The sequence below is a fragment of the Streptomyces sp. NPDC020362 genome (assembly GCF_040642095.1).
GTDB lineage: Bacteria > Actinomycetota > Actinomycetes > Streptomycetales > Streptomycetaceae > Streptomyces.
The window spans coordinates 1-12,979 of record NZ_JBFAET010000164.1 but is presented as its reverse complement, the minus strand read 5'-3'; the positions used below and the strand labels follow the sequence as shown (position 1 = coordinate 12,979).

The 12,979-nt window shown below is 68.9% G+C and carries 9 protein-coding genes; 7 read left to right on the top strand and 2 right to left on the bottom strand.

Annotated features, from left to right (window positions below; translation table 11 throughout):
- The first annotated feature begins 115 nt into the window (after nucleotides 1–115).
- The 5 genes from AB0H32_RS36660 (at nucleotide 116) to AB0H32_RS36640 (ending at nucleotide 8,346) form a co-directional block, all read left to right on the top strand.
- Nucleotides 116–1,219, top strand: a complete 1,104-nt coding sequence (locus AB0H32_RS36660) for an acyltransferase (protein WP_361130120.1) — start codon at nucleotides 116–118, stop codon at nucleotides 1,217–1,219.
- A 204-nt stretch (nucleotides 1,220–1,423) separates the two neighbouring features.
- Nucleotides 1,424–3,433 (top strand): hypothetical protein, encoded by a 2,010-nt coding sequence (locus AB0H32_RS36655; RefSeq protein WP_361130117.1) that lies wholly within the window; start codon nucleotides 1,424–1,426, stop codon nucleotides 3,431–3,433.
- A gap of 359 nt (nucleotides 3,434–3,792) precedes the next feature.
- Complete coding sequence (locus AB0H32_RS36650; RefSeq protein ID WP_361130114.1) at nucleotides 3,793–5,088, top strand: GMC family oxidoreductase; 1,296 nt, start codon at nucleotides 3,793–3,795, stop codon at nucleotides 5,086–5,088.
- Nucleotides 5,085–6,503 carry a DUF2252 domain-containing protein gene (locus tag AB0H32_RS36645; RefSeq protein WP_361130112.1) on the top strand — a complete coding sequence of 473 codons (1,419 nt, stop codon included), beginning with the start codon at nucleotides 5,085–5,087 and terminating at the stop codon, nucleotides 6,501–6,503. The genes AB0H32_RS36650 and AB0H32_RS36645 overlap by 4 nt, the downstream gene beginning before the upstream one ends.
- Nucleotides 6,504–6,528: 25 nt before the next feature.
- The gene (locus AB0H32_RS36640) at nucleotides 6,529–8,346 is read left to right on the top strand and encodes a glycoside hydrolase family 15 protein (RefSeq protein WP_361130109.1); all 1,818 of its coding nucleotides are present in this window, start codon (nucleotides 6,529–6,531) and stop codon (nucleotides 8,344–8,346) included.
- A gap of 57 nt (nucleotides 8,347–8,403) precedes the next feature.
- Here AB0H32_RS36640 and AB0H32_RS36635 read toward each other — a convergent pair whose 3' ends face one another.
- Both AB0H32_RS36635 and AB0H32_RS36630 read right to left on the bottom strand, forming a co-directional pair.
- Complete coding sequence (locus AB0H32_RS36635; RefSeq protein ID WP_361130106.1) at nucleotides 8,404–9,354, bottom strand: DUF389 domain-containing protein; 951 nt, start codon at nucleotides 9,352–9,354, stop codon at nucleotides 8,404–8,406.
- Between the two features lie 23 nt (nucleotides 9,355–9,377).
- Complete coding sequence (locus AB0H32_RS36630) at nucleotides 9,378–9,866, bottom strand: gluconokinase (protein ID WP_361130135.1); 489 nt, start codon at nucleotides 9,864–9,866, stop codon at nucleotides 9,378–9,380.
- 188 nt (nucleotides 9,867–10,054) lie between these two features.
- On the opposite strand from AB0H32_RS36630, the gene AB0H32_RS36625 reads away from it, so the two are divergent.
- Together AB0H32_RS36625 and AB0H32_RS36620 are read left to right on the top strand one after the other, a co-directional pair.
- On the top strand, nucleotides 10,055–11,029 hold the full coding sequence (locus tag AB0H32_RS36625; protein ID WP_361130103.1) for a 2-hydroxyacid dehydrogenase: 975 nt from the start codon (nucleotides 10,055–10,057) through the stop codon (nucleotides 11,027–11,029).
- A gap of 310 nt (nucleotides 11,030–11,339) precedes the next feature.
- On the top strand, nucleotides 11,340–12,818 hold the full coding sequence (locus AB0H32_RS36620; protein WP_361130100.1) for an MFS transporter: 1,479 nt from the start codon (nucleotides 11,340–11,342) through the stop codon (nucleotides 12,816–12,818).
- Nucleotides 12,819–12,979: the final 161 nt, after the last annotated feature.

The following is a 12,979-nucleotide window of genomic DNA, read 5'->3' as shown; positions in this document are numbered from 1 at the left end:
TCCGGGCGCCTTTCGTGGGTTTTTCACCGCCCCCCCCCCCCCAACCCATCCCCCCCCGCGCCTGTGTCGTGGTCCCCAACCGGGCACCTCGACTTCCCCACAGGAGAACGATCCCATGCTCGACCGAGCCGGCCGCGCGCGAAGTTCGCCACAACAGGAGAACAAGGATCCCTCACCGGCCGGTGACCGCCCCCAGCGGATACTCCTGTTGGACGCACTGCGGCTCATCGCCGCACTCGCCGTGATGTCCTATCACTACCTCGCCCGCGACAGCGGCGGGAACATCGACTTGAAGGCGCAGTTCCCAACGGCCTTCCCCCTCGCCGCATACGGCTGGCTGGGTGTCCAGCTCTTCTTCCTGATCAGCGGATTCGTCATCTGCATGAGCTGCTGGGGGAAATCACCGAAGGAGTTCTTCGTCTCGCGCGTGGTGCGGCTCTATCCGGCCTACTGGTTCGCGGTCGTCGCCACCACGGTGACCGTCGCGGTCATCCCCGGCGGCGCGCGTCCCCTGCCGTGGAACGACGTGCTGACCAACCTGACGATGCTTCAAGAGCCCCTCGGTGTCGAACCCGTCGACGGCGCATACTGGACACTCTTCGCGGAGCTCAGGTTCTATCTGCTGTTTGCGGTCCTCACCTGGTGGGGGCTCACCTACCGCCGTGTCCTGCTCTTCTGCTGCGTCTGGGCCGTGGCGAGCGCGATGTACGCCCAGGCCCCGGTCGAAGACCCGGTGCGGCTGCTGATCATGCCGGACAGCAGCTGGTACTTCATCGCCGGCATCGCGCTCTATCTCATGCACCGCTTCCGCCCGAACCTGATGCTGTTCGGCGTGGTCCTGCTGTGTTTCGCCTCGTCACTTCCCTTCGTGCTCAGCACGTGGAAGAACACCAGCACATACATCGGGCACACGGTCCCGTCATGGCCCGTGATCGTGATCCTTGCCGCGAGCTTCGGGGTCATGACGCTCGTCGCCACGACGAAACTCTCCTGGATATCCTGGAGATGGCTGACCGGCGCCGGCGCCCTCACCTACCCGGTGTACCTGCTCCATCAGGACATCGGCCGGGAATTGTTCAGCCTGCGGCTTCCCCACGCGCCGTCCGGGGCGTTGGTCGTCCTGGTGGCCGCAGCCATGCTGACGCTCGCCTGGCTGGTGCACCGCTATGTCGAACGCCCCCTCGGCCGTCGCCTGAAACGAGGCCTTGCCCAGCTCTGACCGGCGATACCCCTGCAGGGTCAACGTCTTGGACACCAAGACCTTGCACGGCCTCCGCCGGCCTCACCACGACAAAAGAATTCGAAAGCTCCGCTGCGCGGCGGGCACCAGCTTCCCTCTCCGGTCAAGGAGGTTCTCCACACCATGCGTCTGTTCAATCGCCTCTCTGCCACCGGGCTACCAGGCCGGTCGAAGTCCATAGCCTTGGCACCCCATGTACAGATCTGCGCCCACACGGACGACGATCTGTATTTCATGACGCCGGACCTGTGGGAGTCCGTGCATTCCGGAATACCCCAGGTCAGCGTCTATCTGACGACGGGGGAGGCCGATGGCATCAATCTCCCGATGGACGATGCGGCCCGCAAGACCGCCACACCTGATTTCCCCGGCTATACCGCCGCCCGCCAGCACGGAATCCGTGCGGCCTACGCATTCATGGTCACCGGCAGCCGACGGGCCCCATGGGTGCGTTCCGCCGTGAAGATCCGGGGAGTCACTGCGGAGGTCAACAGCCTGGACGACGGACGCATCACCCTGGTCTTCCTCAATCTGCGCACTGGCCAGGGCGCACAGGGGACGAACCTTCTGGGTCTGTGGCAGCAGACCGGCAGGACGCTCGCGACTCTGCGCCCGGCATCCAGCCCCATCCCTTCCCCGTGCGACGGGCAACCGCTGACCCGGGATGCCGTCACCGGCATTCTCACCGACATCCTGCAGCAGTACGCCCCAGCCGTCGTGCGCATCATGAACCCCGATCCGCAATGGACCGCCGTCGACAGAAAGACGGGAGGCATCACCTACTGCGACAACTCCGACCACACAGCTGCAGCCCTCTTCGCCATGGCAGCACTCGAGAAGTACGAGCGAACCGGCAGACAGCGGCCCGCAGCCGTCGAAAGCTACGTGGGGTACTGCAACAAGCTGCGTCCCCGCAGCCTCAGCCCGCAGCAGGCCGCCCGCAAGTTCTCCTACCTGGCGGTCTACGGAGGCGAGGACGGTCACGCATGCGAGCAGCCCCCGGGCCTGTGCGGTGACAAGCCCCTCGGCAACCGTGCGTACAACCGATTCTACGGACAGAGCACGAACTATCGCTGGCAGTCGAGTACCAACTGGCTCCAGCCGCTGGCCGACGGACGACTCGCCGCCTTCGCCGTGCTCGGCGGGCGGCCGGTCATGTGGACCCAGGACCGCCCCGGCGGCGACACGTGGTCGGGACCGGCGCCGCTCGGCCACCTGCCGGGCAGAGGCGGGCGCTTCCTCGCCCGCCTCGACACGACACGCGACGCCGGCGGACGCATTCACATCGTCGCGGTGAGAGCAGCGGTGGGCTCCGCCCCCGAACAGCAGCAGCGCAACCTCATGCACCTCACCCAGGATCCCGTCACGGGGGAGTTCGGGTCCTGGACCGACCTCCAGAGCCCCTACAACACATCGGCGGAGCACGAAGCACGGCGTCGCGCCCTGGGCATGCCGGTGGTCGTTGCCTCCGGTGCCGGCGTTCAGGTCGTGGTCCGCAATTTCGGTACCGGTCTCAGCTCCCGATGCCTGACCGAAGAGGGATGGCAGCCCTGGGGCGACCTGAAAGGCGGCGTTCTGGAAGGCGTGGCCGCCATTGCCAAGAGCCAGGGAACCGTCGAGATCTATGCCGCCAACAGCACCAGTGGTATGGGCGTTCTGCGCTGGTACCAGACCACCGCTGACGGAGCCTTCACACGCGACTACGGCACCCAGCTCGCCCAGCCTGCCGCTCCGGCGACCCTCATCGAGCAGGCGGACGGCCGTCTGCTGATGTTCTCCCGTCAGCCCGAGACCGGCTGGCTCCTCGCCCACCGTCAAGACCATCCGGACGGCACCTGGAACACGCAGCCCGACATCGCCGCCACCACTGCGGGCTTCGGCCCCCTCGCCCACGCCGTACTGCCCACAGGGGAAGCCGCCCTGATCCAACGCACCGACGAGCAAGGACTCAGCCTGTCCATTCAGCCTCTGGACGGCAGCCCCGTACGGCCGGAATGGACCTCACTGGGCGGCGGTCCGTTCGTGCACACACCCGCCGCCGCCGTGGACCCCCACGGCCGACTGGTCATCGCCCACATCGACGCCCAGGCCTGCCTCAACACGATCACCCTCGACCTGTCCGGCGACCGGGAACTCACGACCCTCCCCCCGTGGGCGACCCATCACGTCCCGGGTTGTCAGCTCCCCGTGTGACATGCGTACCCTCAGCGCGCCCGGCTGCCGTACTGAACCGGTCCGCCCCCGCACCCGCACCGGAAACCATGGCACCTGGTTCACGAATGGCTACGGGGCGTCACCGTGGGGCCATGGACATACGCGGCGGCGCGACATGCCACCTCGGCGCGTCGTGCCACGCCATCGGGCCGCCCTTCGCGAACCTGTGACGGGCGGCCCGGCTGGGAGATCCAGCACGCCTTGATTCACCCGAACAGTCCAACTCGCCGGGTAGATCACCCGGAGATACGTTGGTGAACGGGACGGGACGGCGGCTGGGGTGGATCTCTCCTTCACCCCGGGCAGGACCGGACAAGGCTCCGAGGGCGGTGGCCGGGATGACCGAAGCGCAGCACTACGACGTCGTTGTCATCGGCACCGGTGCGGGTGGTGGCACCATCGCCCACCGGCCGGCGGGCACGGGAAAGCGGATCCTCCTTCTCGAACGCGGCGGCTATCTGCCCCGCGAACGCGACAACTGGGACTCGACCGCGGTCTTCGTCAAAGGCAAGTACCGCGCTCCGGAGTTCTGGTTCGACAAGCACGGGAACCGGTTTCCGCCCGAGGCCAACTGCTACGTGGGCGGCAACACCAAGTTCTCCCAGGACGACCGGGGCCGGGCCGTCCACACCAGCGCCTGCATCCGCTGCGACCGCGTCGACGGCTTCCCCTGTCTGGTCGGCGCGAAGTCCGACGCCCAGGTCATCTGCGTCGACCCGGCCCTGGAACAGGCCAACGTCGAGATGGTCACCAATGCGGACGTACGGTGCCTCGAAACGGATGCGACCGGCCGGAGCGTCACCAAGGTCGTCGCCACGGTGGGGGAGGGGGACACCGCCACCGTGCAGTTCGGCGCCGACATCGTGGTCGTGGCCTGCGGCGCCGTCAACTCCGCCGTCCTGCTGCTGCGTTCGGCCGATGACAAGCACCCGCAGGGTCTGGCCACCAGATCGGACGTGGTGGGCCGGCACTACATGCGGCACAACAACCTGGCCCTCATGGCCGTGTCCCGGGAACCGAACGACACCAGGTTCCAGAAGACTCTGGCGCTGCACGACTGGTACCTGGGATCCGACGACTGGGACTACCCCCTGGGCGGGATCCAGATGCTCGGCAAGTCCGACTCCGAGCAGATCCACGGCGAAGCCCCCCGCTGGGCCGGGGCGGTCGCCCCGGACATGCCGTTGGAGGTGCTGGCCCACCACGCGGTCGACTTCTGGCTGTGCGGGGAGGACCTGCCGGCCGCCGAGAACCGCGTCACCCTGGACCGGGACGACGGGATCCATCTCGCCCTCGACGAGAAGAACAACATCGCCGGCCTGGAGCGTCTGCGGCACAAACTGCAAGGCCTGCTCGGCCACGTGGGCATGCACGAACACCATCTCCTGTCGCGCAGCATCTACCTGCACAAGGGGATGCCCATCGGCGCCACGGCGCACCAGGCGGGCACGGTCCGCTTCGGCAGCGACCCCGCGAGTTCGGCCCTGGACGTCACCTGCAAGGCCCACGACCTCGACAACCTCTACGTCGTCGACACGAGCTTCTTCCCGAGCATCGGAGCGGTCAATCCCTCGCTGACCGCCATGGCCAACGCGCTGCGCGTCGGCGACCACATCGCGGAGCGACTGCAATGACCTCCCACCCCCCGGCCGATGCCGGCACCCGGCACCGTACGCCACAGGAACGAGCCGCACTCGGCAAGGCGGCCCGATCCTTGGCACCCCGCTCGAGCCACGCCGAGTTCGCGCCCACGGAGATGCGGCCCGACCCGGTGGACGTCATCGAAGCGCAGTCGGCGAAGCGGGTGCCCGAGCTCGTACCGATCCGCTACGGAAGGATGACCGAGTCACCCTTCCGCTTCTACCGGGGAGCCGCCGCCATCATGGCCGGGGACCTGGCCGGCACCCCTCGGTCCGGGATCACGACGCAGCTGTGCGGTGACGCGCACCTGCTGAACTTCCGGCTGCTGGCCTCGCCCGAACGCCGCCTGATGTTCGACATCAACGACTTCGACGAGACACTGCCCGGACCGTGGGAATGGGACGTCAAGCGGCTGTCCGCCAGCCTCGTCATCGCGGGAAGGGCCAACGGCTTCAGCACGAAGGAGCGCGCCCGCGTCGTACGGGCGACGGTGCGGTCCTACCGCGAGTGGACGCGGGAGTTCGCCGCGATGGGCAACCTTCCCGTGTGGTACGCCCAGTTCGAGGAGAGTGGGGTGCAGTCCCGGTTCGTCCGGGAAGTGAGCGCGCGGGCCCGCGGCACCTGGTCGAAGGCGGTGGCGAAGGCACGTACCCGGGACAGCCTCGAGGCTTACCGCAAGCTCACCCGGATCGTCGACGGGGAGGTCCGCATCGCGCCGGATCCGCCACTGATCACGCCGTTGCAGGACCTGCTTCCGGACGCCGAGCGCGACGCGCTGGAGAAACAGATCCGCCGGCTGCTCGAACGGTACTCGAAGACGCTGCAGTCGGACCGGCGGCTCCTGCTGGAGCAGTACCGGATCGTCGACATGGCCCGCAAGGTGGTCGGAGTCGGCAGCGTGGGCACCCGCTGCTGGATCGCGCTGCTGCTCGGCAGGGACGACGAGGACCCGCTGTTCCTGCAGGCCAAGGAGGCCGACGAATCGGTGCTGGCACCCTTCGCCGGCGCCAGTCGCTCCCGGTCGCAGGGCGAGCGGGTGGTCTCCGGCCAGTGGCTCATGCAGGCCACGAGCGACATCTTCCTCGGCTGGGAGCGGGCCGACGGCATCGACGGCCGCCGAAGGGACTTCTACGTCCGGCAGTTGCGCGACTGGAAGGGCATCGCCGATCCCGAGAACATGCTGCCGCCGGGACTGCAGGCCTTCGGTGAGATGTGCGGTGCCGCCCTGGCTCGCGCACACGCGAGGTCGGGTGACCGGATCGCCATCGCCTCGTATCTGGGCAGCGGTGATGTCTTCGACCGGGCGCTCGTGACATTCGCCGAGCTCTACGCCGACCGGAACGAGAGGGACCACCAGGCACTCGTCGATGCCGTCCGTACGGGGCGGGTCACGGCAGCAACGGCCTGAGCAGGAGACCAGCAAGGAGACCGCCATGGATCGCTACCCGCCCATCGCCGACCACGGGCTCATCGGGGACCTGCAGACCGCGGCTCTGGTGTCCTCACACGGGGTGATCGACTGGTTCGCGGCACCGCGCTTCGACTCGCCCAGCGTCTTCGCCGCCCTGCTCGACCACGACGGCGGCGGCTACTTCCTGCTCGCGCCGGAGCACCCCGAAGGCACCTGGAAGCAGCTCTACTACCCGGACACCGCCGTCCTGGTGACCCGCTTCATGTCACCCGACGGAGTCGGCGAGATCATCGACTACATGCCGGTCCGGCCGGGCCCGAAGGCGACCGACCGGCACCAGCTGGTGCGTGTCGCCCGCACGGTGCGCGGCACCGTGCGGTTCGAGCTCGCCTGCCGGCCGCGGTTCGCCTACGCGCGGGCCGACCACCGACTCGACCTCACGCCCGAGCGGGCGACGTTCCACGCCCCGGGCGCGACCGCCCACCTGCAGGGCGACATCCCGCTCGAACAGGACGGGCAGGACGTCCGGGGCGCCCGCACGCTCAACGCCGGAGAGGCGGCCGCCGTGGTGTTCACCATGTGCCCGCCGGGCGGAGAGGCGCCGCCGTCACCCACCACCCAAGGGGTCACCGAGGACATCTGGGAGAACATCGACTTCTGGCAGCTGTGGGTGCGCACCTCGCGCTACCGCGGCCGCTGGACGGACACGGTGTACCGCTCCGCCATCACGCTCAAGCTCCTGACCTACGCCCCCACCGGCGCTCCGGTCGCCGCCGCCACCATGGGGCTGCCCGAGCAGGTCGGGGGTGAGCGCAACTGGGACTACCGGTACACCTGGGTGCGGGACGGGTCCCTGTCGATCCGGGCCCTGCTCGATCTCGGCTTCGTGGAGGAGGCGACCCAATTCATCCACTGGCTCGGCGACCGCCTCCGCGCCCACGAGGGACCGGACGGTGAACCCCTGCAGATCATGTACCGGGTCGACGGTGACCCTCATCTGACGGAGGAGATCCTGGAGCACTTCGAGGGGTACCGCGGCTCCTACCCGGTCCGGGCCGGCAACGCCGCCTCCGACCAGCTGCAGCTCGACATCTACGGCGAGGCCCTGTACGGCCTGGCCGAGGGCCGTGAGGTCGGCGAGCACGCGGGCTACCACGGGTGGAAGGGCCTGGCGGCCACCCTGGACTGGCTCGCCGACTCCTGGGACCGGCCCGACGAAGGGATCTGGGAGACCCGGGGCGGACGCAAGGACTTCACGTACAGCCGGGTGATGTGCTGGACCGCCTTCGACCGCGGTCTGAAGCTGGCGGCCGAGTTCAGCAGGCCGGCCGACACCGCGCGCTGGACCCGCGCCCGGGACGAGATCCTGGAACAGGTCATGGAACGCGGCTGGAACGAGAAGGAGCAGGCCCTCGTCCAGTACTACGGAGGCGACGTCCTGGACGCCTCCCTCCTGCTCGCCCCCCGGGTCGGATTCATCTCCCCCCGAAGCCCCGGCTGGCTCACCACCCTGGACGCCATGGACCGCGTCCTCGTCTCCGACAGCCTGGTCTACCGCTACGACCCCCAGGCGTCCCCCGACGGCCTGCGAGGTAGTGAAGGAACGTTCAGTCTCTGTACGTTCCTGTACGTCGACGCCCTCGTCCGCGCGGGGCGGCTCGCCGAGGCCCGCTATGCCTTCGAGAAGATGCAGACCTACGCGAACCACGTCGGCCTGTTCGCCGAGGAGATAGGCCCGAGCGGAGAACAACTCGGCAATTTCCCGCAGGCTTTCACCCATCTGTCCCTCATCATGGCCGCCACGACGCTCAACGACGCGCTCGACCGGCTCTGGCGCTGAACCCCGACCCGCGAATGGCGCTGAACCCCGACCCGCGAACACCCCGGCGGCGGACCGCTAATGCTGCGGCCGCGCGGCGGCACGACGAGCCGCGCGGTGCCACAGTCGCCGCTGCAGACGAAGGGTGAGGACGCCGACGGCCACGAGAACGACCACATTGAGCAAGAGCTGGAACAGCGAGCCCCTCGCCTCGCTCCAGTCGGCGAAGGCGAGCGAGACGGCCATGTCCGAGGCGGCGGGAATCGTGGTCACGGAGATGAAGACACCGAGCAGCGCACTGGCGCGTGCCTCCGTGAGCGAGACGACTCCGACCACCCCGGCCAGGACCGCGACGACGACGGAGAGGGCGTCCGGTGTGTCGATGAGATGGGAGACGGGCCGCAGCCCCAGGTCGAAGGCCGTGGATTGCAGGCCGGCAACCCGAACCAGCACGGAGAAACCCAGAGTGACCGCGATGGCCAGCAGGAATCCGGTCGTCAGCGCGCGCGTCCCCTCCCAGACCCTGCGACGGTTACGACGGTCGAGCCCGAGCGCGACGCTGGTGATCGCGTTGTATTCGGGGCCGACCACCATGGCTGCCACGATGAGGATCTGCGAGTTGGTCATGATCCCCACCGAGCCGATGAGCCCGGCAATGACCAGGAACAGGTAGAAGGACGGCGGGTACGTTCCCCCCGCCCGGATGTGGGCCTCGACCGCGGCCCACAGCGGCGCGTGGACGAGCGCGCTCGGCTGTTCGTCCTCGATCTGCTGCGCACGGTGCGAGAACATCAGGTCGACGTCATCGACGGCGATCGCTCCCACACGGTCGACGCCCAGTTTGCGCAAGCTGCCGAGCACGCCGTTCGCGGCACCCTTCACCACGTCGCACTCGAGCACGTCGCCGTCCGGGACATGGGCTGATCTCACGACCACCAGGTTGAGGACGCGGTCGTGTGCGGCCAGCAGGTCGACGGCCCGCTGGGTGAGCACGGGCGGCATGACCATTCGGAAGTGGATCAAGTCCATCCGAACCTCCTGTGGGGCGCGAACTACCGGTCCGGCGTGGTCACCGCGCGCAGCGCCGCTGCCAGGACCTGCTCCCTGTCGCCGGACGCGTCGATGGTGACGCCCGGCTCGTCGGCCTGCAGTGGTTCCAGAAGCTGGTACTGGGAGTCGAGTAGCTGCGGGGGCATGAAGTGCCCCCTGCGGCGGGCGATCCGCTCCGCGGCCACCGCTCGGTCCAGAGCGAGGCAGACGAACCACAGATCCGCTCCCGTGCGCCGGAACCGGTCCCGGTACTCGCGTTTGAGTGCGGAACACGTGGCAACACCCCCGTGCCCACTTGCCGAAACCGTTCGGATCCACTCCGTGAAAGCCGCCAGCCACGGCTTGCGATCGGCGTCGTCGAGCGGGTGCCCGGACGCCATCTTGGCCCGGTTGGCCGCGGGGTGAAGGTCGTCGCCCTCCAGGAACGGAACACCGAGCCGTTGGGCGAGCAGTGCTCCGACAGTGGACTTGCCCGATGCGGACACGCCCATCACGATCACCACGCGTGAACCGTTGACCACGCTGATCAACGTGCCTCCCTCAGGTGACAGTGGAACACTGGTTCACATCCACTATCACCCGTCATTCCCTGACATGCTTGTATGTGCGAACCCTGCCGGGCGCGTCCCACTCGCTCCGTCCCCGACCACAGTCGGCTGTTCCGTCAGGAGCCCGCCCGATGACTTCCGCCAAGAATCCGGACGGGGCGAGGCTCCTGCTGCCGTTCACGCCGACCGACCTCGACGGGCTTCCTCCGGGATGGCCCGTGCTCGTCTGGAACGGAGCCGGTCACGCCCCCGACGGCCGGTTCCTGGACGCCGTCGAGTTCTTCGTCATCCCGTACACCTTCACCAGTGAGGCGCTGACCCTGCTGCCGGCCCTGCCGGCCCTGCGCGTGTTGCAGTCCTTGAGTGCGGGCGTCGACGACGTGCTGCCACACCTGCCCGCCGGAGTCACGCTCTGCAACGCCAGGGACGTCCACTCGGCAAGCACAGCCGAACACGCGGTGGCGCTGACGCTCGCCGCACTGCGTGGCATCCCCGACTTCGTCCGCTCCCAGGACGCGCAGCGCTGGACATCCGGCTTCCGGCCCGCGCTGGCCGACCGTACGGTTCTGCTGCTCGGCTACGGCTCCATCGGTGTCGCCGTCGAAGCCCGGCTGACGGCGTTCGAGTGCGACGTGCTGCGCGTGGCCCGCACCGCGCGACAGCTGCCCCAAGGGCCGGTGCACTCCATGGACGAGCTGCCGATCCTGCTCCCGCGGGCCGACGTGGTGGTGCTGACCCTGCCTCTCACGGACGCGACCCGGGGAGCGGTCGACGCACGGTTCCTGGCGCGGATGAGGGACGGAGCCCTGCTGGTCAACATCGCCCGTGGCCCGGTGGTGGACACCACTGCACTGGTCGATGCATTGCGCAGCGGACGGCTGAGCGCGGCCCTCGATGTGACGGACCCGGAGCCGCTGCCGCCAGGGCATCCCTTGTGGACGACACCCCACACACTGATCAGCCCGCATGCTGCCGCCACCACCTCTGCGTTCCGCCCCCGTGCGCTGGCACTGGTCCGTGCCCAGCTGGCGCGGTACACGGCTGGAGAGCCCCTGGCCAACGTGGTGGCTGCGCCCCAGGACCACGGGAGAGACCGGCCGGCGTGACCCGGTCCGGAGCGGGGGCACGTCATCGTGCGTCAGCATCGTTGCCGTGAAGGCAGGGTTTCGCGCTGCGCGCGGTCCTCCTCGATGCCCATCCGCTCGGCATCTTCCCCGACAAATCGTCGGCCGAACGTCAAACCGCCGCAGTACGACCCGGCGCGGGCCGTGATCCCCTCCCTCGAGCAGCTGCGCGATACGTCGGTGCTCGGCGGATCCTGGCAGTCAGGCGTGGACGGGAGCGGACAGGAGCGGACAGTCCCGGGCCTCTGTCCGGCCTGGTATGTGGACACCCGCCCGCACGACTGTGTGCGCCATGAACCTCAAACGCACACAATCGGCCCTGGCGCCGCCTGCTCATCGGCCGGGCGCTGTGCTCGCGGCGCTCGCCGCGGGCCAGTTCATCATCATGGTCGCCACCTCGATCGTGAACGTCGCGCTGCCGCACATCCGCGCCGAAATGGGCCTGTCGGACAGCGGAACCACCTGGGTGGTCAACGCCTACAGCCTGGCGTTCGGTGCCCTGCTTCTGGCGGGAGGGCGGGCGGCCGACCTCCTCGGCCGCCGCCGGATACTGATCGCCGGCCTCGCGCTGTTCGCGGGCTCCTCGCTGGTGGCAGGACTGGCCGCCTCCTCCGGCGTGCTGATCGCCGCCCGAGCCGTCCAGGGTCTCGGCGCCGCCGCCATCGCCCCGGCCGCGCTCGCCCTGGCCATGGAGCTGTTCCCGTCCGGGCCGGGGCGGGGCAAAGCACTGGGGGTGTGGGGCGCGGTCTCCGGCGCGGGAGGAGCGTGCGGTGTCCTGCTGGGTGGTGTTCTCACACAGGCATGGGGCTGGCCCTGGATCTTCCACTCCGTCGCCCTCGGGGCCGTACTGGTGCTGGCCGCCGTGGTGGTCCTCGTACCACGGGCGGCCGGCCGGAAGTCCGGGCGGTTCGATCTGCTGGGCACTGCCACGGTCAGTTCTGCCCTGACCTGCCTGGTCTGGGGGCTGACCACCGCACGCGGCACCGGCTGGACGGACACCCGTGTGCTGGGCGCCCTTCTCGGCGCCGCCGTGCTGCTCGGAGCCTTCGTCGCGATCGAACGTCGCCGGCCGAACGCGCTGGTGCCGCCGCGGCTGTTCACCACCGGCCGGGTCGCTGCGGGCAACCTGCTGATGGCGCTGATGGGATCCGTATGGATCGCCCTGTTCGTCTTCCTGTCGCTCTACCAGCAGCAGGTCCTGGGAATGGATCCCCTGGCCACGGGGATGGGCCAACTCCCCTTCGCCATAGTCAATATGCTCGGATCCACGCTGGCACCGCGGATCTCCCGGCGGATCGGTGCCGGGGCGGCCGTGATCGCGGCCCTGCTCACCGAGGCAGGCGGAATGCTGTGGCTGTCCCGGATCAGCGCCGACGGCAGTTACCTCACCGATGTCCTCGGCCCCACCATTCTGATCGGCCTGGGCCTGAGCATCGCCTTTGTCCAGATGACCGCCCTGTCCGTCGAGGGCGTCCCTGCGCAGGACGCCGGGCTCGCCGGCGGACTGGTCAACACCACCCGCCAGGTCGGTGGCGTGATCGGCCTTGCCGCTCTGACCACCCTGGCCGGCTCCGTCACCGCCCACGCATCCACCCGCCGGCCCCACCTCGAGGCCGTCGCCGCCGGGTACCGCACCGCCTTCGGCGCCTCCGCCGCGATCCTCGCCGCCACCGCAGTCCTCGCGCTGCTCCTCACCCGCTGTGCAGGACGCCGACGGATCGTGACCGCCCCCGCCCGCCCCGCCTCCCAGCTGCAGACCTCCGACATCTGAAGAATCGCCCGCCCCGAACACCGTGTCTGACACCACGTCGCATTCACCCGAGAGAAGAGATTCCCGCCATGACCGCTGAGAAGAAGCCCTACCTGACCGGCCACTACACCCCCGTCGCCGACGAGATCACCGCGACCGAACTCACCGTCGAGGGCACCCTG